This window comes from Paenibacillus sp. JT22N15 (genome assembly GCF_059383755.1).
In genome coordinates this window covers 522,027-548,087 of the sequence record NZ_JBXENV010000002.1, presented here as the reverse complement: position 1 = coordinate 548,087, position 26,061 = coordinate 522,027, and the positions used below count along the sequence as shown (strand labels likewise).

At 51.7% G+C, this 26,061-nt stretch carries 18 protein-coding genes and 3 riboswitches; of the genes, 9 read left to right on the top strand and 9 right to left on the bottom strand.

Annotation, left to right across the window (positions count from 1 at the left end):
* The first annotated feature begins 46 nt into the window (after positions 1 to 46).
* Positions 47 to 559: a C40 family peptidase gene (locus AC50X8_RS06000; protein ID WP_494879053.1), complete on the top strand. Its 513-nt coding sequence runs from the start codon at positions 47 to 49 to the stop codon at positions 557 to 559.
* A 72-nt stretch (positions 560 to 631) separates the two neighbouring features.
* Here AC50X8_RS06000 and AC50X8_RS05995 read toward each other — a convergent pair whose 3' ends face one another.
* From AC50X8_RS05995 to gcvT, 4 genes are all read right to left on the bottom strand, one after another.
* On the bottom strand, positions 632 to 1,855 hold the full coding sequence (locus AC50X8_RS05995) for an MFS transporter (RefSeq protein ID WP_494879052.1): 1,224 nt from the start codon (positions 1,853 to 1,855) through the stop codon (positions 632 to 634).
* Positions 1,856 to 1,954: 99 nt separating this feature from the next.
* Positions 1,955 to 3,412: an aminomethyl-transferring glycine dehydrogenase subunit GcvPB gene (gene gcvPB, locus AC50X8_RS05990; protein ID WP_056031970.1), complete on the bottom strand. Its 1,458-nt coding sequence runs from the start codon at positions 3,410 to 3,412 to the stop codon at positions 1,955 to 1,957.
* The gene (gene gcvPA / locus AC50X8_RS05985) at positions 3,409 to 4,761 is read right to left on the bottom strand and encodes an aminomethyl-transferring glycine dehydrogenase subunit GcvPA (RefSeq protein ID WP_056031967.1); all 1,353 of its coding nucleotides are present in this window, start codon (positions 4,759 to 4,761) and stop codon (positions 3,409 to 3,411) included. Before gcvPA ends, gcvPB begins: the two co-directional genes overlap by 4 nt.
* Positions 4,762 to 4,826: 65 nt before the next feature.
* Positions 4,827 to 5,948 (bottom strand): glycine cleavage system aminomethyltransferase GcvT, encoded by a 1,122-nt coding sequence (gene gcvT, locus AC50X8_RS05980; protein WP_056033013.1) that lies wholly within the window; start codon positions 5,946 to 5,948, stop codon positions 4,827 to 4,829.
* A 164-nt stretch (positions 5,949 to 6,112) separates the two neighbouring features.
* A riboswitch (glycine riboswitch) is annotated at positions 6,113 to 6,225 on the bottom strand.
* Between the two features lie 3 nt (positions 6,226 to 6,228).
* Positions 6,229 to 6,323, bottom strand: a riboswitch (glycine riboswitch).
* A gap of 172 nt (positions 6,324 to 6,495) precedes the next feature.
* Positions 6,496 to 6,620, top strand: a riboswitch (glycine riboswitch).
* 296 nt (positions 6,621 to 6,916) lie between these two features.
* On the opposite strand from gcvT, the gene gcvH reads away from it, so the two are divergent.
* Positions 6,917 to 7,306 carry a glycine cleavage system protein GcvH gene (gene gcvH / locus AC50X8_RS05975; protein ID WP_056031958.1) on the top strand — a complete coding sequence of 130 codons (390 nt, stop codon included), beginning with the start codon at positions 6,917 to 6,919 and terminating at the stop codon, positions 7,304 to 7,306.
* 570 nt (positions 7,307 to 7,876) lie between these two features.
* Here gcvH and AC50X8_RS05970 read toward each other — a convergent pair.
* The gene (locus AC50X8_RS05970; RefSeq protein ID WP_056031955.1) at positions 7,877 to 9,466 is read right to left on the bottom strand and encodes a sensor domain-containing diguanylate cyclase; all 1,590 of its coding nucleotides are present in this window, start codon (positions 9,464 to 9,466) and stop codon (positions 7,877 to 7,879) included.
* Positions 9,467 to 9,648: 182 nt separating this feature from the next.
* Between AC50X8_RS05970 and AC50X8_RS05965 the strand changes: the two genes are divergently transcribed.
* The 5 genes from AC50X8_RS05965 to AC50X8_RS05945 all read left to right on the top strand — a co-directional run bounded on the left by AC50X8_RS05965 (position 9,649) and on the right by AC50X8_RS05945 (position 16,831).
* Positions 9,649 to 11,400, top strand: coding sequence for a sensor histidine kinase (locus AC50X8_RS05965; RefSeq protein WP_494879051.1), 1,752 nt, complete (start codon positions 9,649 to 9,651; stop codon positions 11,398 to 11,400).
* Positions 11,401 to 11,414: 14 nt separating this feature from the next.
* Positions 11,415 to 13,055, top strand: coding sequence for a response regulator (locus AC50X8_RS05960; RefSeq protein ID WP_056031952.1), 1,641 nt, complete (start codon positions 11,415 to 11,417; stop codon positions 13,053 to 13,055).
* 125 nt (positions 13,056 to 13,180) lie between these two features.
* Positions 13,181 to 14,863, top strand: a complete 1,683-nt coding sequence (locus tag AC50X8_RS05955; protein ID WP_056031949.1) for a type 2 periplasmic-binding domain-containing protein — start codon at positions 13,181 to 13,183, stop codon at positions 14,861 to 14,863.
* Positions 14,864 to 15,040: 177 nt separating this feature from the next.
* Positions 15,041 to 15,934: an ABC transporter permease gene (locus AC50X8_RS05950; protein WP_056031947.1), complete on the top strand. Its 894-nt coding sequence runs from the start codon at positions 15,041 to 15,043 to the stop codon at positions 15,932 to 15,934.
* Positions 15,935 to 15,952: 18 nt separating this feature from the next.
* The gene (locus tag AC50X8_RS05945; RefSeq protein ID WP_046231688.1) at positions 15,953 to 16,831 is read left to right on the top strand and encodes a carbohydrate ABC transporter permease; all 879 of its coding nucleotides are present in this window, start codon (positions 15,953 to 15,955) and stop codon (positions 16,829 to 16,831) included.
* 190 nt (positions 16,832 to 17,021) lie between these two features.
* Here AC50X8_RS05945 and map read toward each other — a convergent pair whose 3' ends face one another.
* Positions 17,022 to 17,768, bottom strand: coding sequence for a type I methionyl aminopeptidase (gene map, locus AC50X8_RS05940; RefSeq protein ID WP_494879050.1), 747 nt, complete (start codon positions 17,766 to 17,768; stop codon positions 17,022 to 17,024).
* 26 nt (positions 17,769 to 17,794) lie between these two features.
* A complete protein-coding gene (locus tag AC50X8_RS05935; RefSeq protein WP_494879049.1) occupies positions 17,795 to 18,553 on the bottom strand; it encodes a TetR/AcrR family transcriptional regulator in 759 nt (252 codons plus the stop codon).
* Between the two features lie 345 nt (positions 18,554 to 18,898).
* On the opposite strand from AC50X8_RS05935, the gene AC50X8_RS05930 reads away from it, so the two are divergent.
* A complete protein-coding gene (locus AC50X8_RS05930) occupies positions 18,899 to 23,344 on the top strand; it encodes a glycosyl hydrolase 53 family protein (RefSeq protein WP_494879048.1) in 4,446 nt (1,481 codons plus the stop codon).
* Positions 23,345 to 23,695: 351 nt separating this feature from the next.
* Here the strand turns inward: AC50X8_RS05930 and ytxJ are convergent, their stop codons facing one another.
* Together ytxJ and AC50X8_RS05920 are read right to left on the bottom strand one after the other, a co-directional pair.
* The gene (gene ytxJ / locus AC50X8_RS05925) at positions 23,696 to 24,037 is read right to left on the bottom strand and encodes a bacillithiol system redox-active protein YtxJ (protein WP_494879047.1); all 342 of its coding nucleotides are present in this window, start codon (positions 24,035 to 24,037) and stop codon (positions 23,696 to 23,698) included.
* 267 nt (positions 24,038 to 24,304) lie between these two features.
* Positions 24,305 to 24,991, bottom strand: coding sequence for a GntR family transcriptional regulator (locus AC50X8_RS05920; RefSeq protein WP_494879046.1), 687 nt, complete (start codon positions 24,989 to 24,991; stop codon positions 24,305 to 24,307).
* A gap of 151 nt (positions 24,992 to 25,142) precedes the next feature.
* Here AC50X8_RS05920 and dapA point away from each other — a divergent pair, with 151 nt between their 5' ends.
* Entirely contained in the window at positions 25,143 to 26,033 is an 891-nt protein-coding gene (gene dapA / locus AC50X8_RS05915) for a 4-hydroxy-tetrahydrodipicolinate synthase (RefSeq protein ID WP_494879045.1), read from the top strand.
* The last annotated feature ends 28 nt before the right edge of the window (positions 26,034 to 26,061 follow it).

The following is a 26,061-nucleotide window of genomic DNA, read 5'->3' as shown; positions in this document are numbered from 1 at the left end:
TAGCAGGCATTATACCGCATCTGTTTTTACCAAAGGAGGATACATCATGAATAGCACAAAGAAAACCCTTATGGGCAAAACCCTGCTAGGCAAAACGTTACTTAGTGTCACGTTAAGCCTATCCGTTGCTTTGACCGGCGCTTTGGCTGTACCAGCAGCTAAGGTAGAGGCTGCATCGTCATCCACTGCCAGCGGCGTCATTGCAACGGGACAGAAATTTCTGGGCGTTGATTATAAATTTGGGGCAACGACGGGCAGCACCAGCTCGTTTGACTGCTCATCCTTCACACAGTATGTTTACAAAAAGAACGGCATTACGCTCCCGCGCTCATCGCTGAGCCAATCGAAGGCCGGCAAATATGTATCCAGAAGCAATTTGAAGGCTGGCGATCTGATTTTCTCCGATACGAATAGAGACGGCGTCATTAACCATGTCTCCATTTATATGGGGAACGGCAAGCTGCTGCATACGTATCGGAAGGGAATCGGCGTAACGATTTCTGCTTTTTCCGGAAGCACATGGGACAAAACGTATGTAACCGCACGCCGGGTCATATAGATATTTAACGACAAAAGCCCCGCCCCTACTGATTAAAGGCTTAGCCTTATCAGAGGGAGCGGGGCTTTTTGGCTATGGACGGGCAGGCTGCTTGCCTGTGTCTGCTGCATTCTGTGCTGAGCCGCCGAGCGCGTGGGTTTTCAGGAACAGGGCAGCTGCGATCAGCATCAGCCCGTTGATGATGAATACCCAGCGAATCGGGATGATGCCTCCAAGCACGCCGCCAATGACGGGAGCCAGCATCGTTGCGAACATGGTCCCCGACTGATTGAGGCTGAAGGCTCGTCCTCTAAAGCTGCTGTCCGTCACCTTGACGATCAAGGCATTAATAGCCGGGTAGACGCTGGCGAAAAACAGCCCATAGATAAATCGCAGCGCGCCGAATTCTACGTAATCGCTGACGAAAAATTGCAAGCAATTGCCGATCCCGCCGCCGACAAGACCTATGAACAACACCTTGGAAAAACCGATCCTTGAACCGATTTTGCCCCACTGCGGGGCTGCAATGAGCGTGGCGATCCCGACGGCCGAGAAAACGATGCCTGACTGCAGGGCAGCTTCACTGCCGCTGACGCCAAGCTGCATAACATAGACGGTGAGCAGCGGCTCCAGAATCATCACCGAGAACGTTGCCAGAGCCGCCAAAATCAGCAGTGTGGTGAAGGAACGGTTGGATAGTGCAAGCTTCAAATCCTCTTTGATCGAGGAACGGGCGCCTGAACGGTTGAAGTTTTTTTCCTTCACGAAAAAGACGGCAATAAGCGCGGCAATCAGGACGATGCCTCCTGAGAACAGGAAAGCTTCGCGATTGCCGATGTAATGACTGACGACCCCGCCAATGACGGGGCCGATAATACCGCCTGTCGCGCCTGCTGTCGCCATTATGCCAAGAGCATAGCCTGTTTTGTGCTCCGGCGTGTTGGTGGCGACTAGTGCGATCGAGGCTGGAACAAAGCCGGCAAGCAGGCCTTGGAAAATTCGAAGCACAACGAACAAATAAGGATCATAAATAAAGTAGGTCATCATGTAAAGAACGGCTAGGCTAAACCCCGAGCGAATGAGCATCGGCCTGCGGCCATATTTGTCAGCGAGCGACCCCCAATAAGGGGCAATAAGCGCGCTTGCGAGAAAGGTAATACCGAAAGAAATGCCGGACCAAGCCTCCAGATGCTTCTCAACACCAAGCTCGGTTGAGAGAAACAGCGGAATAAATGGAATGGAGGTGGTGAAAGCCGTACTCGTAAAAAACACGCCAATCCACAATACATATAAGTTTCTTTTCCAAGAAAAATCCATGTGCAATCACATCCTGTAGGTTCCATCGTTATTTCCATTGTAAACCTATTTTCGATGGAACACTACTCTATTCCAGTTATTTCCTGAATGGAGCGGCGGCTATCCGCAGGTGCAATTTAGAATGGGCTTGCGGGCCGCTGTCGTCTCATCCAGACGATTGACAACTGTCGTATAAGGGGCATTGAGGACAAGCTCAGGCGTCTGCTCTGCCTCTTGCGCAATTTGAATCATCGTGTCGATAAAGCCATCCAGCGTTTCCTTGCTTTCCGTTTCGGTTGGCTCGATCATGATGCATTCCTCTACATTTAGCGGAAAATAAATCGTTGGCGGGTGATAGCCGAAGTCCAGCAGCCGCTTGGCGACGTCCAGCGTGCGCACGCCGTACGCTTTAAGCCTTTTTCCAGACAGCACGAATTCGTGCTTGCACAGCCCGGGATAAGCGACCTCGTAATACGGTGCGAGGCGGTGCATCATGTAGTTGGCATTCAATACCGCAAGCTCCGATACACGGCGCAGCCCCTCTGGCCCGTAAGTGCGAATATACGTATAGGCTCTCACCAGAATGCCGAAGTTGCCGTAAAAGGCTTTGATGCGGCCAATCGATTCCGGCCGGTCGGTATCCCAATAATAGGTGCCGTCGGTCCGCTTGCTGACGACGGGCTTTGGCAGAAACGGCACAAGCAGGCTTTTGACGCCGACTGGGCCAGCACCAGGACCGCCGCCCCCATGCGGAGTGCTCATCGTCTTGTGCAAATTCAAGTGGACGACATCGAAGCCCATGTCGCCCGGACGGGCAATGCCCATAATGGCGTTCGAATTGGCGCCATCATAATAGAGCAGTCCTCCTGCCGCATGGACGATGGCGGCAATTTCGACAATTTGCGCCTCGAACAAGCCAAGCGTGCTCGGGTTCGTCAGCATAAGCGCGGCTGTATCTGCGCCGACGGCAGCTCGAAGCGCGTCCAAATCAACCATGCCGCGCACATCCGATTTGATCGTCACCGTATTGAATCCGGCAACGGTCGCGCTCGCCGGGTTCGTGCCGTGCGAGGAATCCGGCACGATCACCTTGGTGCGGGCTTCGCCGCGGCTCTCATGATAGGCGCGGATGAGCATAAGGCCGGTCCATTCGCCATGCGCCCCCGCTGCCGGTTGAAGCGTTACTTGATCCATGCCGGTTAAAACGGCGAGGTCGTTTTGCAGCGTGTAAAGCAGCTCAAGAGCGCCTTGAATGCTTTGCTCCGGCTGGTAAGGGTGGATTTTGGCGAAGCCGGGGAAGCGGGCGGTATCCTCATTGATTTTTGGATTATATTTCATCGTGCAGGAGCCGAGCGGATAAAAACCGTTGTCGACGCCAAAGTTGCGGCGTGACAGCTCGGTGTAATGGCGAATGACATCAACCTCAAACACCTCAGGCAGCTCAGCAGGCTGCTGGCGCAGCAGCTCCGCAGGCAGCAGTTCACTGGCTGCAAGTGCAGGAACGTCGCACTCAGGCAGCGAATAGGCGATACGCCCCGGCTTGCTGAGCTCAAAAATCAACGCTTTCTCGGCTTTCATACACAGGCCTCCAATTCATGAATGAATGCATGGATTTCTTCCTTTGTGCGGCGTTCAGTTACGGCGATGAGCATATGATTTTTCAGCTCTGGGTAGGCGGTTCCTAGATCGTAGCCGCCTATATAGCCCGCTTGCAGCAGCTTGGCGCTTACGCCAGCAAGGTCGGCTGAATCCGGCAGCTTGACGACAAACTCATTGAAATAGGGAGACGAGAAAGCTAGCTCCAGCGGCCCATTCGCCGCCACGCTAGCAGCATAGTGGGCTTTACGCACATTGAGCAGCCCTACCTCCTGCATGCCTGCTTTGCCGAGCACTGACATATAGATGGAGGCGCATAATGCGAGCAGCGCCTGATTGGAGCAAATATTCGACGTCGCCTTCTCGCGGCGAATATGCTGCTCACGGGCTTGGAGCGTCAGGACGAAGCCGCGTTTGCCGTCCTTGTCGACGGTTTGCCCGACGATGCGCCCGGGAATGCGGCGCATAAGCGGCTCCGACACCGCGAAGAAGCCGCAGGTCGGACCGCCAAGCGATGCGGGAATGCCCAGCGGCTGCGCATCGCCGACGACGATGTCGGCGCCAAGCGCGCCCGGCGATTCCAGCAAGCCGAGCGAGATGGGATTGGCGCTGACGACGAGCAGCGCTTTACTGGCATGAACGAGCGGCTCGATCATGCGAATGTTTTCGATGCAGCCGAAGAAATTAGGAGATTGAATGAGAACGGCAGCTGTATTTTCGGTAAGGGCTGCTTGCAGCGCATCCACATCGGTGACGCCATTTTGATAGCCGATTTCTACTACTTCCAAATTTAGTCCGTGTGCGGAAGTCAGCAAAATTTCCCGAGCCTCCGGATGGACGGTGCGGGACACAATAACTTGCTTGCGCTTCGTCGCTCCGCTGGCCAGCGCCGCAGCTTCGGCGAGCGCCGTAGCCCCGTCATACATGCTGGCATTGGCGACCTTCATGCCGGTCAACTCGCAAATATACGATTGGAATTCAAAAATCGCCTGCAGCTCCCCTTGGCTGATTTCCGGCTGATACGGGGTATAGGCGGTATAAAATTCCGAGCGGGACAGCATATGGTTGATGACGACAGGAATGTGATGGTCGTACAACCCTGCACCGAGAAAGCTCGTATAGCGGTCGAAGTCGGCGTTTTTGTCCGATAGCTCGCGCAAATGGCGCAGCAAGGCAGGCTCATCGAGCTGCCCGGACATGGGCAAAACCCCGTCATAGCGCACAGCGGCAGGAATATCGGAGAATAGCTCCTCAATGGAGCTGGCGTGAGCGGCGGTGAGCATTTCGGCCTGATCCTGCTCGGTCATCGGCAAATATCGGTGCTTATACATGGCGATCGCTCCTTTTCTTTGCAAGCCCTGATGGGGGCGTAGTGGTTAGCGTACATGCAGCATGTTCAGGATTGGGCGGGAATGACTTTGGGCTGTTTATAAAATGGAGCTTTTACGACGACAGCTTTCAGCCGCTTGCCGCGGATATCGAGCCATAGCTCCGTGCCGATGGCTGCATAGGCGCTTTGTACAAGGGCCAGACCCAAATTGCGCTTCAGAGTCGGCGATTGCGTTCCCGTCGTGACTTCCCCAATCTGTTCTCCTTCGGCATTGTGGACGGTATAATGGGGACGCGGAATGCCCCTCTCCAGCAATTCCAAGCCAATGAGCTTGCGGGGAATGCCTTCCGACTTCTGGCGCTGGAGCTCCTCGCGGCCGATAAACGGGCCCTTATCCAGTTTAACGAAGTAGCCAAGTCCAGCCTCCAGCGGCGAAATATCCGCCGACAGCTCTTGCCCGTAAAGCGGCAGCTTGGCTTCGAAACGCAGTGTATCGCGGGCGCCAAGCCCGGCGGGCACAAGTCCATAAGCTTCTCCAGCTGCAAGCAGTCCTCGCCAGATCGAGGCGGCTATGCTGCTGCTGCAATAAATTTCAAACCCATCCTCGCCCGTATAGCCGGTACGGGAAACTAAGGCTGCATGTCCGTATACGGAAACCTGATTTAAAAAATGAAACGCCGGAAGTGCCGCGACAGGCGCATTCGTCACCTTCGACAAAATAGCCAAAGCCTTCGGGCCTTGCAGCGCCAGCAGCGCTGTGCCATCGGATTGATTGCGAAGCGAAACGTCACCATCGGCCTGTGTCTCCAGCCACTGCCAATCCTTATCTATATTCGAAGCGTTAACGACGAGCATGTACTGCTGCTCTCCCAGTTTATAAATGAGCAGATCGTCGACTACGCCGCCATCGGGGTAGCACATCATCGTATATTGCGCCTGTCCGTCCTGTAGCTGCGACACATCATTTGTCGTCATTTGCTGGAGAAAGGCTTCAGAGCCCGCGCCGCTAACGATAAACTCCCCCATATGGGAGACATCGAACAATCCAGCTTGCTCGCGGACGGCCGCATGCTCCTGCTGAATACCTGAAAATTGGACGGGAAGCTCCCAGCCTCCAAAATCAATGCAGCGGGCACCCTTGAAATCGGCATACAACGGAAAAAGCGGCGTACGTTTAAGGCTGCTCAACAAAATCACCCCTTCAGCTTGAATGCAGTTCTAAGCTTGAATTTAATTCTAATTTGGCTCGAATGAAGCGCGGAATTTTTCAATAGGCATAAGAAAAAGGACAGGCGAAAGGAAAAAAGGGGGGGCGCCGCGAAGCTTGCTTCGCCCATCCATCTTTCCTTTCGCTCTGTCCTTTGTACCTGAGAGTTGTCCCACGCCTTGAAAAACATGACAAAATACGTCATATATGCGTAAGTTTCCCCTTGGGTGATTCGCTCGTGGCGAATGCTCTCCAGAGGTGCGTCCGACAAAGGTCCTTTTGCCTGAGAGATTCACCTGAAAGGCTTACTCCTTCGGCGTTACCTGTCCATCAGTAATCTCTCCCGCTGCCATCATCCGCGTATTTAATTAGGTCGCTGCTTTTATGCCTTTGCCAACATTATACGCATCAGCTGGATATGGATGTCAATCTTTTTTTGCGGTTTTTTGACTTATTTGTTAGGAATGTTGACATGCTTTTGAGGAATAAGCTATGCTTGTGGGGAATCAAGGCAAATGAATATGCGGATGATGATGATCGGGAGAGACTGCCTGCGGCCAGATGGATAGCCGACCCGGCAGCACCGAAGGAGCAAGCCGTTATCCTTGCCGGATAACGAATAATCTCTCAGGTAAACGTACCGGCATTTGACGCAGCTCTGGAGAGTGCGAATAGCCGCCAAAGGGGTAAGGAGTGCCGTCTGGCTTTGCCTGCGGCTTGCTCTCAAGCTCTCAGGTACCGAGGACAGAGAATGGGCAATTACGCCTTTTCTCTGTCTTTTTTTAAAGATAAGAATATATAAATTTCACACTTATACATTCTTATATATCACCCTCGAAACGGCAGCTTTGCCGCCAGAGGACGGCGACAGCCGTTTACGCTTGACGCTGAATTAAAACGGTAAATAGAACTTGAATTTGAACTTGAGTGAGAAAGCGAGGCGCTGGCAATGAGCGAAATTAGGGAGCAGCTGCGGTATAGCGATGAGCATGAATGGGTGCTGCAGACGGAGGGAAGGAAGCTGCTGGTCGGCATTACCGATCATGCGCAAGGCCAATTGGGCGACATCGTATTCGTAGAGTATCCAGAGGTTGGTGCGGTGGTTTCGGCTGGCGACAGCATCGGCACCATTGAGTCGGTTAAGACGGTGTCGGAGCTGTATAGCCCGGTATCTGGCCGGATTACGAAGGTGAACAGCACGCTCATTGACCAGCCTGAGCTAATTAACAGCGAGCCTTATGATGGCGGCTGGATTGTGGAGGTTGAGCTCGAGGAAGGCTTGGAGGAGGCGCTCGGCAAGCTGCTGACCGCGGAAGCCTATGCCGAGCTAATTAAGTAATCCACCATTCTCGCTCATCCCAAAACCTAGAGCATATTATGCGAACAGAAGCGAGCCTAATCATGCTCTTCGTTATAGGGGATTTCTCGCCGCACAAAGATAGACTTGATGGACACAGCAGCCGCTATTTCAACAAGATCACGGGTTATGGCACAGGATGCGGACTCAGGGGCAGCTAATTCGCTGTAAATGGCCATTTTGGCAGGATAATGAGAGCCATAACGGCTTTACAGTCCGCTTATAGTCTAAAATCAAAGAAAAAACCAGAATAGCGGAATCTGTGTCCTCCAAAAATGGAGAGAATATCTCGAACCGCTTAGTCTCAGCAACGGGCTTTCAGTAACAGCAGTCGCAGCAGCAATCGCGCGCTGCGGCTCCTTAAGCCCTGAATCATCTGATGAGATTGGCAGCCTCAACTAAGCGCATTGCAAGCAGCAGCAGGCGAGCTCCGGTGTGCGCACACACTCTAGACAGGAAAGAAAAAACACCGCTGCCACGGCTGAGAAAGCCAAGTGGCAGCGGTGTATCATGCTGCAAACTGAAAATGCATCTAACTTATCTTAATTTCTGCTACTCCGAAATTTGACTATGCAAAATCGTTTGATTGCGGCCGCTATGCTTGGCGGCATACAGCGCATCATCCGCCTGCTTGAACAAATCTTCGGTATCTTTTAATCGAGCTGTATTGGAGGCGATGCCGAGCGACAGGGTGACCTGGCGGCCGATTGGCGTAATCGCCTGCTCCATCTGCATTCGCAGCTGCTCTGCTACGTCAAACGCCTCTTCCTCTGACGTGTGCGGCAGCACGATTGTAAACTCCTCGCCTCCGTAACGGAAGCAATAATCGCCCTCGCGCTTGAGCTCCAGCATCTTGGCAGCAAGCAGGCGCAGCACCTCATCGCCCTTCGGATGGCCAAACTCGTCATTGACCGATTTGAAATGGTCCAAATCCAGCATAATGACAGAGAACGGAATTTGCCTTAGCTCCAAATCCTCGGTAATCAGCTTAAGCGTTCGGCGGTTTGGCAGTCCCGTCAAGGCGTCCGTCTGCGACTCATGGAACAGCTCTTCATTTTTCCGCTTCATCTCATGAAAAGCTAGCGCAACGGTGGTGTTTAGCTGGTTCGCTTCATAATTCCAGTAAACGCGCGAAGGCAGCGTGTCCGGGATTTGATCCATCTTGGTCAGCTGCGCCGCATAATTAGCCAGCTGGTAGAGCGGTGAGGACAGCGTGCGCGACAGCCACATGGTCAGAAAAAGCAGCAGCAGCACGAACGGCGCTGATACCTTCAGCATGTCTGTAATGAGATCCCAGCTTTTATTTTCCACGTAGCTGACTGGCGTTTGGGAAACAATTCCCCAGTTGGTTTCGGGTACGACGGAATAACCGGCAAGAAACTCGATACCTTGGCTGTTGACCACCTGCTGTTGCCCGCTTTTCCCCTGCATCAGCTGCTGCACAACAGGATTCATGCTTACATTAGCAGGATGATCCTCCATATGCGGGTGATAGATCATATTGCCTTCCCCATCGACGACGTAAAAATAAGAGCCGCTGTTGTTCTCGTTTTGCACGCCAAGAATTTCTCGGAAAATATTTTCATACTGCAAATAAATCGTTCCGGCCACATATCCCCGATAGGTGCCCTCCCGGCTGAAAACCGGCTGGCTGACCAGCACGATCATCCGATTCGTCGAAGAAATATAAGGCTTGGAAATGTGCGGCTTCTGGACTTTAAGCGCCAGCTTTGATTCATCAGTTGACAGCTTGTGGCCGATTATGCCCAAATTGTTAGGAGAGCTGGAGACGATAACGCCTTCAGCATCGACGACAGCAATCGAATTAAAGTAATGGTTGGTTCCCATAAAAAAATCAAGCTGCGCCAGCACAGCGCTGCTTTCAAGGTCGGCATCGGATAAATAATTCGCTGCGATTTCAAGGCTGCGCTTCATAGACACAAGTAATGATTGCGTCGTTTTGCTAAGATCACCGGCCGTAATGCGGTTTAATTCCAGTGTATTATGATAAAGGGATTCCCTCTGGGATTTGAAAGCGATAATGATATTGATGACGATGGTAATGAGGACGGACAAAAGCACGATGCAGGAGATGATGGATGCCAGGGTAAAGCCTTTTTTGCGTTTTATTGCGCTGTACATGCTAAACCTCTTCTCGTTGAAATTCTATTAAATAGTTTATCATTTTTATAAGAGATTTTCGACATATAATGACAGACCAGCCGAATATTTTCTTTGCTTCAGCCCGGTCAGGCATTGCTCCAATTCGAGAGGGACATTATACTGAATGCAGCATTTTGATTAGAAGAAAGCCAGGTGTACGGATGCCTAAAGTAAATTTGTTTTCCAAAATCGTAGGGTTGCTCATTATTATGCTGCTGCCGATCATAGGACTGTACTCCTATTCCAATCATATTAGTACAGAAGTTCTAGATTCCGAGCTCAACCGCTCGAATACGAATCAGCTCGTTTTTTTTCAAAATCAGGTCAATTCCTCGATTAATCTGCTGGGGTTATGGCCAAATTTGCTCATTCAAGATCCGGACATTGCGAATTTGCGCGATTATTACGTCGACCTTGACAATCTTGATCTACCCGCGATTACGATGGTCAAGCGCATTCAGACCAAGCTGAGCATTCAGGAAAGCTCCTCCAATTGGAAAAGCAATTTGGCGATTTATTCGCCTACGCTGGCCCGCGTCATCACGGTGAACGATGCTGTTCCCTATAATAAAGAGACGCTGGCCGCCCGTCTGAAACGCGGCTGGCAGGTGAAGCCGCTCGGCGGTGATGGCTTCCGTTTCTCGCTGATGACGGCGCTGCCTTACAATAATTTGTCCCAGGCTACGGATACGGGACTGCTCATTGAGGTTAGCTTTGACAGCTCGAATATTCAGGGCATGCTCGATCAGTTCAAGCGAGATGGACGGCGCGACCCCTTCTACTACAACGAGGAATGGGGCACGATATACAATCGTACCGCCGACCAGCAGCTGGGAAATCGGCTCATTGCCCAATTGGACGAGAGCGGCTTGCTGGCCAGCGGCAGCCATACCGTCCAAGTGAACGGGGAGCGTTATTTGGTCAATATTGTCCGTTCAGAAACGATAGGCTGGGATTTGATTGATTATATCCCGTTATCGGATGTGCTCCAGCCCATCAACCAAACGAACCGTTTATTTTATTATTCGGTTGGTTTGCTGCTATTGATGAGCTGTTTAATCGCCTATATGCTTTATGCGCAGGTGCAGGTTCCCATTAAGCAGCTTGTAGTCAGCTTTCAGAAGCTGAAAAACGGCGATTACGGCGTCCGGCTTACACCGAAAGGGCGCGGCAACAATGAATTTAAGTTCGTATTTATCCGTTTCAACCGGATGGTTCAGCAAATTCAAGAGCTGTTTGAAAATGTTTATTTGGAAAAAATCCATGTGCGAGAAGCGAAGCTCAAGCAGCTGCAATCGCAAATCAACCCGCATTTTTTCTATAATTGTTTTTCCTTTATATCGAGCATGGCGAAGCTGGAAAACTATCAGTCAGTCATTGCGATGAGCCAGAACCTGTCAAACTACTACCGCTATACGACACGGCAGGAGCGGGATTTGGTCGATGCGCGGGAGGAAATTGATTTTGTCCGCAACTACTTGGATATTCAGCAAATGCGGATGAATCGGCTGTCTTATGAGCTGGACATCCCGGAGCATCTGCTGCGTTTTCAAATTCCGCCGCTCGTCATTCAGCCGTTGGTGGAAAATGCGGTCATCCATGGTATTGAGCAATCACCAGATGCAGGACGCATTCGCATATCGGGTGAATTTGACGGCGAGTTTGCAGCGATTACGGTGGAGGATGATGGCGTTGGGCTCGATCCAGAGCGGCTTTTTTCCTTGCAATACCAATTGACGCGTCCTATGGAGCAGGAGATGGGCTGCGGTCTTTGGAACGTCCATCAGCGCTTGCATTTGCGTTTCGGGGCAAGCTCAGGCATTGTGCTGTCGCCTTCGCCGCTAGGCGGCTTAAAGGTGCAAATTCGCTGGAATGTGACCCGCGAGAAACAAACTGAACAGACATTGACTTAGGGAGGGGCATCATAATGATTGAACTGCTGCTTGTAGATGATGAGGCCTATGTGACGCTGAGCTTAGAGAAGACCATTCCATGGGAAGAGCTTGGCGTCAGCAAAATATACCGGGCCGAGTCTGCTGCCGAGGCGCTTGCTATTATGGAGGCGGGTGACATTGATATTTTGGTCACGGATATTCGGATGCCGGGGATGGACGGCTTGCAGCTGATCGAACAGGCGAAGAAGCTCTGGCCGGATTTGCGCTGCATTTTAATGACTGGCTACTCCGATTTCCAATATGCGAAAAAAGCGCTGCAATTGCAGGCGTCCGATTATATTTTGAAGCCGGTGGACGATAAGGAATTTGTGCGCAGCCTGATGAATACGATCGAGGAGCTGAAGGTGGAGTGGGAGCAGGCGGAGCAATACCATCAGCTCGTTTACAATATGAAGTCGGAATACGGGCTGCTGCGGCGCAATCTGCTGCATGATCTGCTGCTCGGCCGCCAGCTGTCGGACACGACGATTGACGCCAAGCTGGCGCAATATGAAATCCCGCTGCGGCTTGATGCTCCTTCTGTCATTTTGCTGATTCAATACAGCAATCCTTATGATGAAAGCAACCGCAGCAGCATGGAGCTGATGGAATATGCGGTCGGCAATATTGGCGAGGAAGTGTTCGCCGAGCATATGAACGTATGGTATGGCAAAGCGCCGCATAATTGCCTCATATTCGTCGCGCAGCCAAATGAGGAGCAGCAGCGGCTGCTGGATTTTTCGCCGGATTACAAAGGACAGCGGCGGGTGATGCTGGAGCAGGCGGTGAACGTCTTTAGACGGCAAATCTCCCATTTTCTCCGTTCGGAGGTGTCGCTCATTATTTCCGACTGGTTCTCCTTCCCGAGCGGCATGGCGAATGCGTACCGGACGGGGATGAGCGTCTATTTATCGAGCGCGATTCATGAATCGGGCATTGCCGTCTATTTGGAAAGTCACCAGGCGGAGCCGGAGACGCGAGTGAATCTGATGGAGGCCTTGTATAAGCCGCCTACGCTTATTCATTTGCTGGAGTCCAAGCAGTGGGACACAGCGCTGCTCAAAATCGATGAGGTGTTCGGCAATTTGGAGCAGGTGAAGTTTTCGCGGGAGCATCTGTATGAAGTGTTTCTCTCGATTACGAATGCCTTTATGTATACGGCCCATAAACAGGGACAATTTATTTATGAAATTGATCATGCGGGCTTCGACATGCTGCTCGACCACACCGTTATTCATTCGCTGGACAAGCTGCGGAATTGGTCGACAGATATGCTGGAGCGCTTGCGCACAGAGCTGTCGAGCACGGAGGAATACGCCAAGAGCAGTCTGGTCAAGCAGGTGCAGGAGCTTGTGTCTGCAAGCCTTGGCCATGATACATCGGTGAAGACGATTGCGGACAAGGTGTTTTTGCATCCCGTCTATTTGTCCAAAATTTATAAAGCCCAGACCGGCGAGAGCATCAGTGACTATATTACCCGGATGCGAATGGAGCGGGCGCATTATTTGCTGAAGCAGACTAATAAGAAAATTTATGAAATTACTTCGGAGCTGGGCTATCAGAATCCGCAATATTTCAGCAAAATCTTCCGCAAGCATTATGGCATGACGCCGCAGGAGTTCCGCGACCAATAGCAAAAAGCGAACAGGTTGCCAAAGGTGCAGAAATGTTCGGTTATTGTCATATGACTTCCCCAGCAATGCTCCTATAATAAAGTCATAAACAATTGCAACACACAGTTGGAGGGGGAAAAACAAAAATGATTAGCGCTTACAAAAAGCAGCTGCTGCTCGTACTAAGCCTCATTCTCGTTGTCGGCCTGCTCGCAGCATGCGGCAAGGACAACAAAGGAACGGGCGAGAGCACGAACACAGGAGCTTCAACAGGAAATGAATATAAAGAGAAATATGATCCGCCTGTTACATTGACGACCGTATGGGGTGTAGCTCCTGAGGTGAAATATAAAAATGGTGAAACGATTGAGAACAACGTAGCGACAAAATGGGCCAAGGAGCAGCTCGGCATCGAGATCAAATCGCTGTGGTCTGTAACGGATACGAACAATGCTTTAGCTACAAAGTTACGCCTGGCCATGTCCTCGGGACAGGATATGCCTGACGTGCTGGTAGTGGGCAATAATGATCCGCAGCTGGTAGCTGATCTGGTCGATTCCGGCTATTTCCGCGAAGCTGGCGACCTGTTTGACCAATACGCAAATGATACTTGGAAAAAAGCGATGGAGCTTGATCCTAACGTATGGAATCCATATATTCGCGACGGCAAAAAAATGGGTATTCCCGTACTGGATTATGCTTATAACAACGACTACTTGCTGTGGATCCGCCAGGATTGGCTGGACAAGCTGAATATGAAGGCTCCGACAACGATTGCCGAGCTGGAAACTGTGATGGAAGCTTTCAAAAACAACAATCCGGACGGATTGGCTCCTGATAAAGTAACGCCGCTTAGCATTGGCTTCAAAACGAAGCTGAGCAGCTGGATGGGCGACCCATCATGGATTTTTGGCGCTTATGGCGCGATGCCAGAGCAATGGAATGTTGGAACTGACGGAAATCTGGAATATGGTTCCATTAACACAGGCATGAAGCAGGGCCTCTTGAAGCTTTCGGAATGGAGCAAAAAAGGCTTTATTCCTAAGGAAGCAGCTCTATGGGATGAGAACAAAACGGCTGAGCCAGCTGTTGCAGGAACAGCGGGCATTATTCCTGGACCGTACTGGATGAGCGGCTGGCCGCTTGTCGATACAGCGAAAAACGTGCCAACCGCAAAATGGACGCCGATCGCACTGCCAAAAGGTCCTGACGGCAAAGCGACAAGCCATGGCACGCCATTTTCCAGCGCTGTTATTTTGATCAACAAAGATATTAAGCATCCTGAGGCTTTGTTCACTTATGAGAACTGGATGTTTGACAACTTCGCAAACCCTGCGAAGGGCAGCCCGCTTGAGGTTGGCATGTTCAAAGGTTATGACTATGATGTTGATGCCAATGGCAACACGCTTTATCAAGATGATATCCCTGGAGGCTATATTAACATTGTTCGTTATTTCCTCGTTCGTGATGGCGCACGTATTCCAGACGCGCAAATGACAGCTCTGCTGGCGCTTGCAGATGGCAAGGAGCCGGAGACGAAGCTGGAGAAAGACATTGCCAACAGCTTTGGCAAGCAAACGCCAGAAGCGGCGAAGGTGCTCATGTCCCAGAAGGATGTTGCGCTTATGAACATGTTTACGGGTCCTACAACGCCGACGATGAAGTCGAAAATGGATTACTTGAAAAAAATCGAGCTTCAAACGTTTAACGAAATTATTTACGGCACAAAGCCGATTGATGCCTTCGATACATTCGTTGCCAGCTGGAATAAATCCGGCGGCGAGCAAATTACGAAGGAAGTAAATGAATGGTATGCATCTGTAAAATAGTGCAAGTCAGCAAAGCAGTCTGCCCTCGGCAGGCTGCTTTTGTTTTTTATGAGAGTTTCCTGTGAAAAGTAGTTGCAATAGTGCCATCAATGTTGGTTCCGTCATGTGTTCAGGCGGTTTGGGGCGTTGCTATAATTGAGGTAATTCATACAAATGCGTTCAGGAGGATACTACAATATGAGGCAGCTAAAGCGCCACTGGCCGTTCCATCTCATGATTTTGCCATCCCTTGTTTTTCTGATTTTGTTCAGCTATTTGCCAATGGCGGGCATTGTTATGGCCTTCCAAGACTTTAAGCCCCGGCTGGGCATTACAGGCTCGGAATGGATCGGTCTCGATAATTTTCGCTACATGTTTGAGCGGGAGGACAGTCTGGAGGTTATTTGGAACACGCTGGTCATTGCGGTTTTGAAAATTATTTTTAACCTCGCAGCTCCATTCATCTTTGCTCTTTTCTTAAATGAGGTGCGCAAAGAGCTTTTCAAGCGTTATGTGCAAACGATGGTCTATCTGCCCCACTTCCTGTCATGGGTCATTTTGGGCGGTATTTTGATCGACATATTGTCTAGCGATGGCGGTTTTGTAAACCGGATTCTGGGCATGGTCGGGATCGGACCGATCTTCTTCCTTGGAGAAGGCAATTGGTTCCGCTTTACGGTTATTATTTCCGAGGTGTGGAAGGAGTTCGGTTACGGAACGATTGTCTTTCTGGCAGCTCTCTCGAACATCAACCCCTCGCTGTACGAGGCGGCCGAAGTGGACGGCGCAAGCCGCTGGAAGCAGACGCTTCACATTACGATGCCTTCGATGGTGCCGATGGCGATTGTCGTAGGTACGCTGGCACTCGGCAACATTTTGAACGCGGGCTTTGACCAAATTTTCAACCTGTATAACCCGCTAGTCTACGATAAAGGCGACATTATTGATACGTTCGTTTATCGCACAGCGATTATAAGCGGGGAAATGGGCTTTGGAACAGCGGTCGGATTATTCAAATCCATTATCAGCATGATCTTGATTTTCGTCTCATACCGCATGGCCTATAAATGGGCAAACTATCGAATTTTCTAAGAATGGAGCGAGCCTAGAATGTACCACAAAACACTGTCATACCGCATATTTTCTATACTCAATAATACAGGGCTGCTGTTTATCTCGCTCCTGTGCATTATCCCGCTTGTTCATGTATTGGCCATTTCATTCAGCGCGAAGTCGGCGGCCGATGCCAATATCGTTAATTTGTGGCCGGTAGATTTCACTTTGGAGGCTTATCGCAAAACGATCGACAACCCGATCTTTCTAAACTCGATCTGGATATCTATCATGCGGACGTCCATTGGCACGGCCCTTACGCTGCTGCTGGCGTTTATGGCAGCCTACCCGCTTTCCAGAGAAAGCACGAGCTTCAAGGCACGTTCTTACTACTCCTGGATTTTCGTTTTCGCGATGGTCTTTAACGGCGGGCTTGTTCCCTTCTATATGATGATCCAGAATTTGAACCTGATGGGCTCCTTCTGGGCACTGGTGCTTCCCGGAGCGGTTAATATTTATTTAACGATTCTGATGATGAACTTCTTCCGGGGCATTCCGAAGGAGCTGGAGGAAGCAGCTATGATTGATGGAGCAGGCCACTTCCGGGTGCTGTTCACGATCTTTCTGCCGGTATCCAAGCCAGCCATTGCAACGCTCAGCCTGTTCAGCATCGTGTTCCATTGGAATTCGTGGTTTGACGGCCTGCTGTACACAGAAGGCGTTCACCAATATCCGCTGGCAACCTTTCTGCAAACGGTCATTATTTCACGCGACATGAGCTCCATGAGCCTTGATCCCGTATCGCTTGCCTTGATCTCGCAGAAGACGGTTAGTGCAGCGCAAATTTTTATCGGCGCTCTTCCTGTCCTCATAATTTATCCGTTTCTGCAAAAGTTTTTCGTTAAAGGCCTCGTCGTAGGCTCGGTTAAAGAATAGTGTGACAAAGGTAATCGTGTGGGTTTTAGAGGATGTACAGGAGGCTGTTTTCCGGAAACGGAGAGCAGCCTTGTTTTTGCGGCAGCGCGGTTATTCGTCGTTTTGGATTACGAACTTTCGTCAGGGCAAGCAGGCTGGGTTAGCGACTTAGTTCCTTTAATGACGCATTCCCGTCCGTTTGCCTCTATTTTTAATGGGCCGTTAAAATCAGCGGTCCGTCGGACGTGACTGCAATCGTATGCTCATATTGCGCCGACAGCTTGCCGTCGGCTGTTCTCGCCGTCCACCGATCGTCGTCGATCTTGATACGGAACGTACCTTCGTTGATCATCGGTTCAATCGTAAACACCATGCCTTCCTTTAACCGAATGCCTTTGCCAGCTACGCCGATATGCTCGTAGCTTGGCTCCTCGTGCAGGCTCCGCCCGATCCCGTGCGCCAGCAGATCGCGTACGACCGAAAATCCATTCGCTTCCGCATGCTCTTGAATCGCCGACGTGATGTCGCCAAGCCGGCCCCCAGGGATTGCCCTGGCGATCCCCAGATCCAAGCATTCCTTTGCCACCTTCATTAATTTTTGCGCCTCCGGCCGGATATTGCCCACCGCATAGCACCAGCACGAATCGCCGAACCATCCGCCGTATTCCACAACGATGTCGAGCTTCAGCAAGTCGCCGTCCATAATCACCTGATTCGAAGGAATGCCGTGGGCCACCACATCGTTGACCGAAATGCAGGTTTCGGCGGGGTAACCGTTGTACCCTTTCGTAAACTGCTTGCCGCCCAGCTTGGTGATGTGTCTGGCAACAAAGTCATTGATTTCCTGGGTGGTGATCCCAGGCTCGATCAGTTTGGACACCTCGCGATAGCAGTCCACAACGATTTGGCTCGCTGGTTTCATCTCTTCGATTTCCCTAGGTGATTTTAGTATGATCATCTGTCATTATTCGCTCCTTATCCATTCTATAATTTTAAAAAACGGGCGATATCGCCGGCCTCCTCTTGCAGTTTTCCGCGGCGAAGCGAAATTGAGGCGCAGCCGACCAAGGCGGCCAGCAGCATTTCCGCGCGCTGCAGCTGATACGGCGGCTCCGCCGCGTTTTCGCCGGAAGCGGCAGCCCCGTCCGGCTCACGCCCGGTTTCCAGCAGCGCGGCAAGCGGCGCCAGCACCTCACGACGAAAGGCGGCCGAAAGCGTGGCCGAGCGCGCTTCTGGCAGCGAGGCAAAGTCCTCTCCGGCCATCTTAAACAATAGGTAAAGGGCGCGGTCCTCCGCCCATAGCTGCAGCAGCCGGAAGCCTGCGGCGGCGACGGGGCCAAGCTCTGCGGCAGCGGCCGTTTCGCTGCTTCCGCTTCGGGAATCCGCGGTAGCCGAGTTCCCGGTGTCCGCCTCAGCAGCCAAGCTGAAATGCCTGCCCGTCGGTGCCTTCCCCGAGGCCGAAGCGCGGGAGACCTCCAGCGGAGCCTCTAGCGTTGCCTCTAGCGGGGCTACCAGCCAATCGCCGGCCCGCTCGAACGCATCCCATAGCAAATCTTGAAGCAAATCGCCCTTATTGCTGTAATAATGGTATACCGTGCCATAACCGAGTCCCGCTTGCGCGGCCACATCGCGGATTTCCAGTAAAGGCCCTTTATTCAAAAACACATCGGCAGCGGCTTTCCGGATTTGCGCCAGACGCCGCAGCCGGATCTCATCGTTTTGTTCCTTCGTGCGTGGAGTCATCTCGTCCGTTCACCTCTTTAATTTTTGACCTACTGTTATGTCAATATAAAACATCGGCTTGAGTATAACAAGTGATTAGCCGAAATTTTCGTTAATCCCCGGGCTGGGGCTTAAGCGCGTTAATTCAGGATTTTTCTAATCGATAGTATTTGAAGTGTCTGTTTGCGCAGGTTTCGCTTATGAAAACCCTATGAATGATAGCGCTACCAAAATTCGGAATGTGCGGCGTCAAACAGGTTGCATAAAATGCTAGAATGTTGCTTTTGGTATGTATATCGCTTTTCATAAAATCGCTTACAATTAGATGAAGCATGGAGAAACAATATAATCAAGGGAGAGGTTTACATGAAAAAGGGGAAAGGGTACATCAGCCTCGTGCTGGTCGTAGCGCTATTTATGACACAGATGGCCTGGCCGCAAGCGGCGGTAAAGGCAGCTGCAGCAAATTTGGCGCTTGGCAAAATCGTTACAGCAAGCCAAGAATATATAGATCCGCAGTGGGGCCAGCCGAAGGAATACGCGGTCGATGGCAATCCGGATACGGCATGGAGCGCAGCAAGCGCTGTAAGTCCGACACACTGGCTTAAAGTGGATTTGGGCAGCGAATATGATCTTTCTGGTGTGGAAATCACCTGGAAGGAAGATGAAATCGTCAAGTATATCGTAGAGGTATCGCCGGACGATGTGAACTGGACGGTCGCTGCCGATAAATCGGCTAATGCGGCAAAGCAGCAGACGGCAAGCCTTGCATTCGAGGCGGACAGCATGCGTTATGTGCGTGTCACGATTTCTTTTTATGCGGGAAGCGGCTGGTGGCCGGGCATTAAAGAATTAAAGGTAGCAGAGAAGGAAATGGTGAAAAGTCCAGCGGACATTACCGGCTATGACGCGGTAAATATCGAAACCTACAGCGGTACGGCTCCGAGCCTTCCGGCACAGGTGAATGCCGCATATGCGGACGGCAGCTTTGGGCTTGTCAATGTCGCATGGGACGCTGTTGACCCGCAGAAATATACAGGTGGGGGCAGCTTTGAAGTAGCAGGAACGGTAACGGGAGCGAGCGTGCAGCCGAAAGCGTCGGTCACGGTGCTGGGCTATCGTGACGATTTTATTCGCGGGGTGGATATTTCGACGCTGACCGCAATTGAGGACAACGGCGGAAAATATTACGACAGCAATGGCGTGGAACGCGATTTGCTGGACATTTTGAAGGACCGGGGCGTAAACTACGTCCGGCTGCGGGTGTGGAATGATCCGCAAAACTCGGGCGGCTACAATGATAAGGAAGATGTGCTTAGACTCGCTAAGCGAGTGAAGGCGAAGGGGCTTAAGCTGCTCGTCGATTTCCACTATTCGGATGACTGGGCGCATCCGGGCCAGCAGGTTCGACCTGCGGCGTGGAAAAACCTGACGATGCCTGAGCTGGGCCAAGCGGTATACGATTACACGTACGAGGTTATTTCAGAATTGCAGGCAGTAAATGCAATGCCTGACATGGTGCAAATCGGCAATGAAATCAACAGCGGCGTGCTCACGGGCAAAGGCGGCTCGGTTAATTTTGACGATCAAGCGCTGCTGCTGAACAGCGGTTCGTCGGCTGTTCGCGCCCTGCCTGGCGGCGATGATGTTCAAATTATGATTCATCTTGCTGAAGGCGGCAAAAATGCGACCTTCCGTTATTTCTTCGACGGCATCAATGGCAGAGTCGATTACGACATTATCGGCTTATCCTATTATCCGTTCTGGCACGGTACGCTGGAAGCGGTGAAAATCAATATGGATGATATGGCGCTGCGTTACGGCAAGGAAGTGGTCATTGCTGAGACGTCGTATCCTTTTTCGTATAAAAATGGCGATGCCCATGAAAATATTATTAACTCCGACCAAAAGCTGAAAACGGGCGGAGCGAAATGGGACGCGACCGTTCAAGGCCAATATGACGCGATTCAAACGATTATGGATTTGATCTCCAATGTGGAAAATAACAAGGGAGCCGGATTTTTCTATTGGGAGCCGGCATGGATTCCATCGAATGTAGGCTGGATTGCGTCTGAGGGCGACGCATGGGAAAATCATGCGATGTTTGATTATGATGAATATCCAGCAAACGGCGGATACGCCTATAAAGGCTATGCGCTGGATTCCTTGAACGTGTATAAGCATGGCTTGACGGCAGTTCCGGCAGATCGCCAGCATTTGGCGGCCGCAATTGCTGAAGCGAAGTCGCTCGCCCGGGCAGATTTTACGCCGCAGAGCTGGCCGCAGCTTGCACCTGCTATCGCTCAAGCGCAGCTCGTTCACGATCAGGCGTATACGCCTCAAGGGGTAACGCAAGCTGAAGTGGATGCGGCACAGGCGCAGCTGGCTTCCGTTGTCGCTGGGCTTGAAGTGGTGCCTGCGGACAAGGCGGCGCTGACGGGGCTCATTGCCGATGCAGAAGCAAAGCAAGAGGCGGACTGGTCGGCGAAAAGCTGGCAGGCGCTGCAAAGTGCGCTTGCTGTTGCACGGACGGCTTCTGGTGATGCAAGAGCTACGCAAACGGTCGTCAATCATGCAGTTGCCGAATTGCAGGCAGCGCTGAATGGTTTGTCGAACGTGGACAAAGGCATGCTTGTGACCACTATCGTATCAGCAGAGCAGCTCGACGGTGCGGAATATTATGCGGCCGGATGGGCTGTACTGCAAGCTGCATTAGCGAATGCGAAGACGGTCAACAATGATGGCCAGGCTGTTCAAACGGCGGTTGTGGCTGCGACGGAAGCACTTGCCTCCGCGATTCAAGCGCTTAAGCCTTTGCAGGATATTGCAGCGTTTAAAGCAGCAACTTCTTCCAGCAACGCCGGCAGCGGCGGCGGCAAGACCAACGCTCCAGAAGGGGCAGTCGATCAAAATGAAGGCACTTCGTGGGGAACAGATAAAGGGGCTGGCAGCTGGTGGATGGTCGATCTGGGCCAAGCTTCGCTAGTGAAAAAAGTGGTGCTCAACAAATGGGCGGGAGTCGTCCATTACAAGGTGGAAATTTCCGATGATGGCGTAACGTTCCGTACAGCAGCGGATACGCAAACGCTGGCCATGCCTTCGGACAGCCATAAGCTGACGGACAATAATACGGGCCGTTATCTCAAGGTGACGATTACCGAAGGCCAAGGCTGGGTCGGCATGATGGACTTCAAGGCATTCGGGCTGGCTCTGGCTGATAAGGCCGAGCTGAATGCCGCAATTGCTGAAGCAGCTGGCTTGACGCAAAGCCAGTACACGGCAGCAAGCTGGTCCGTGCTTGCCGAAGCGCTGGCTGCAGCGCAGCGGGCAAGCGCTGATCAGGAAGCTGATCAGGCGCTGGTAGCTGCGAGAGCAGCAGCAGTGACAGCTGCGCTTGCAGGGCTGGAGGTGGCGACTGAGGGGCCGACGCCAACGCCAACACCAACACCAGAGGAGCCGACACCAACAGTACCTCCGGTAACACCAACGCCAGAGGTACCGACACCGACAGTATCTCCGGTGACGCCATCACCAGCGACGCCGGCGCCAACGGCATCTCCGGTGACGCCAGCGCCGGGCACGTCATCGCCGGCTACTCCGACGGCGAGCCCGCAGCCAACAGCAGCGCCATCGGCTGCTGCTGTAATTACAATCGCGAACGGCGTGCCGGATGCATCCGGCAAGCTGGTCGCGACAGTCGCCGCCAGCGAGCTGAGCAAGGCGGCGACGCAGGCGAACGGGAACGACGTCACGATTCGCGTCGTTCCAGCAGCTGCACCGCAGCAGGCAGTCGTACAGCTGCCCGCGGCTGCTATTAAAGAGCTCACCGATCACAACGTTCCGGTGCTGCATGTATGGCTGGACGGCGTACGAATTAGCGTCGCCGTCGAAGCCCTTGCCAGCGCAGCGGCGCAAAACCCCGCCGCAATGCTGGCCTTCACAGCCGAGAAAGTAGACTCGGCTGCCCTTACAGCGGAGGAACGCGCGAAGGTTGGCGCGCATCAAGTTTACGATTTGTTGCTCGTCCATGATGGCAAGCAATTAACGTGGAACGAAGGGCAAGTGGAAGTTGCCTTGCCGTACACGCTGAAAGCAGGCGAGCAGCCGCATCAGGCAATCGTTTATTATTTGAATAGCAATGGCGGTTTGGAAGCTGTCCATAGCAGTGTTTATCGCGAAAAGGATCAAGTAATCGTATTCCAGGCGGCGCATTTCAGCCGTTATGCAGCGGCTTACGCAGACGTTTCGTTCGATGATATCGCACAGTATCCATGGGCAAAGATCGCAATTGAAGGCCTTGCTGCCAAAGGCATCGTTCAAGGCACGGCAGCAGGCAAATTCCAGCCAGCGGGCAGCGTTACCCGTGCACAGTTTGTGCATATGCTCGTTCAGGCGTTCGGTCTTGCGAGCAAAGACGGCGCTTCAACGAAGCTGAGCGACATCAAGGCTGGAAGCTGGTATGAACAGTCTGTCCTTGCCGCAGAGCAGAATGGCATTATTAAAGGCAGAGCGGACGGCTCCTTCGGCATCAACGCTTCCATTACAAGAGAAGAGATGGCGGTTATGCTGTACCGCGCTGCGAAGCAAAGCGGATTCGCAGCAGATGCAGGGGCGGCGCAACCTACGGGCGCAGCAGCCTCCTTCACGGATGCTGAGCAAATCTCGGATTATGCGCAGGAAGCAGTAGCTGCCATTAAGCAGCTGGGGCTGATTTCCGGCATGGGCAATGGCGCTTTCGCGCCGCAAGCAACGGCAACTCGGGCTCAATCCGCAGTCGTTATTGCTAAAGTGCTTTCAGTATTATACGAATAACATCAATGCCTGCAAGGCAGCAAAAATGAAGACGGTGTTCCAAGTCGATAGCGACTGGAACACCGTCTTTTTGCATCCGAACGCAAAAGAAATCCGTTCGAACACTCTTTTTCCCTCCCAAGGACAAGCCGGCCTTTAAAAAAGGGACAGCTTTATTGCAAATGAACCCTATTCAGCGGGAAGCGGTTAGAAAGGCACTTAGAAAGGCACTTAGAAAGGCATTTACTGCCGACAGGCATAGAAGGAAGCCTGACCCTTCGCACATACCAAAAAGACCGAGCCGCTTGCGAAAACAAGCGGCCCGGTCTTTAAGCTTTTACAAAAGAAAGCTATTTTGCAGCTACCATTCGATTAGTCAAGAACCGCTGTAATATGCTCGGACGTGATCGCCCAGTGCGTAGCGCTCCAAACCTTCTCTTGATTTTGGATAAAAATAATTTGCGGCGACTCGTGCTTAACCGACGTATCTTCAGCGATTTTGTTCGAAACCGGACGGGATTCGATAACCTTAACAAGGACATAATCCGTATCCTGACGCGGGTTAGCGTCCAGGTAGGCTGTGAACTCGCTGTGCGCGTTCGCACTCACCGGGCAAGTCGTACTATGCTTGAAAACAACAAGGGCACGGTCTTTCGAGCCTTCCAAAGCGGCATCCCATTGCTCAGTTGAATCTATTTCACGATATTGTGTCATTTGTAACACTCCTTTTGTCTGTTAATCAATAATAGATATTAGCTTACTTCCCTTTATTGTACCCTTCTCCGAGCAAAAAGTCATCTTGCCATTTAATTGGCAAGGCGCAAAGAGAAGGATTGACGAGGCTGAGGGGTTAAGCTATATTATAAGCATTAAATGATGTATACAACATTTATCATTAAAGGTTATAAAGGTTATCAAGCGCTAAACGGCAAAACCAATAATCAGAAAAAAGAAAAAAGAATGACCGAATGCAAATTCGTGCTAAATGGAGCCGCCATTTGCAGTGATTTTAGCGATAAGGCGATTTTTAGAGTCCTCCAGATGCTCACGAATGACCGCGCGCATTTGTTCAGCATCGCCAAGCTTTAGGACGGCAATGATGTTTTGATGCTGCTTAATGGCGGCAGCTACCATTTCTTTGCTGATGAGCGAGCTGCTTGCAGCGATGAAACGATAGTTCATCAGGCTTTTATAGATGGCTGCATTATGGCTGTTCCCGCCAAGCTGCATGAATTCCAAATGGAACAGCAGATTATAGTCTTTCTGTAAATACTGATCGAGCGGAAGTGCTTCTAGCTCGCTTAGTGACAGCTCGACAATGTGTTCCAGCCTGCTAATTTCTTCATGAAGCTGTTGCTTTGTGCAGGAGCTTAGCTTGTCCACCACCCAAAATTCCAGCATCATCCGCGTATCGGTAGCATTCATTACGTCTTGTATTTCAATGGCATTGACGAAGGTGCCGACCTTGGATACCGTCTTCACAAGGCCGTCCATTTCCAGACGGTTCAAGGCGTCGCGAATCGGCGTTCGGCTAACGCCAAGCTGGGCAGCCAGCTCAGGAATGAGCAGCTTCTGATTGCCGAGAAATTCACGGCGGATGATTTTTTCCTTTAATAGAGTGTAGGTTTTGTCCCACAGGTTAGAATTATCAATTTTCGGCAAATCCATTTTGGAGCACCACGCTTTCAACAGTTTCTTCTTAAATCTTATATACATTATATTTGAGGGGGTGTCCAGTTTGGCATCGTAGTGCAGGCGAGCAGGCGGCATATGGCGCGAAATAAAATGTAAGGGCTTACCTTAAAAAGGAGGACTAGCGATGGAATTGGCGAAAGGTATAATTCCGGCAATGGTAACACCGTTCGATGAGCAGGAGGAGCTGAACGAGCAGGCGCTTTGTCTAATGGTGGAGCGGTTCATCTCTGCTGGCGTCCATGGATTGTTTTGTCTGGGCACGAATGGCGAGTTTTTCTCGCTTTCTTTCGAGGAGAAGGTGCGAATAGCGGAAATCATTGTGCGGGAAGCGAAGGGCCGCGTGCCGGTTTATGCCGGAGCAGGCTGTGCGAGCACACTGGAAACGGTTCGGCTTGCTAAGCGGCTGCAGGAAGCAGGCGTCGATGCGCTCTCGGTCATTACTCCTTATTTCCTTGCGTTTACACAGCAGGAACTGATCTATCATTTTGAACAGGTAGCGGCAGCGGTTGCGATTCCCGTCGTGCTGTACAACATCCCCGCCCGCACAGGGAATGCGCTGCAGCCCAAAACGGTAGCCGAGCTTGCGCAAATCCCGAATATTGTCGGCATTAAGGACAGCAGCGGCAGCTTTGATACGATTTTGCAATATATCGACCAGACACCTGATTCCTTCTCGGTGATGGCGGGAACGGACTCGCTTATCTTGCCGACACTTATGGCGGGCGGAAGCGGTGCGATTGCGGCAACGGCTAATGTGTTCCCGGCGCAGGTGGCGGCAATCTATGAGCATTTTCAGGCAGAGCGCTATAGGGAGGCAGAGGAGGCGCAGCGGGTGCTGCGGGATTTGCGGAGTGCCTTTTCTTTGGGCACGCTACCTTCTGTGCTGAAGGCGGTGCTGAATGAGATCGGCGTGCCCGCCGGTCCATCGCGACGTCCGGTAGCGCCGCTGACACCGGCAGCGTATGGCGATTTGAAGCAAATGGTTGAGAAGTACCGGCAGCAGGGACTTTTATGAAAAAATAAGCCTTGTTCGGTTGCTCGGT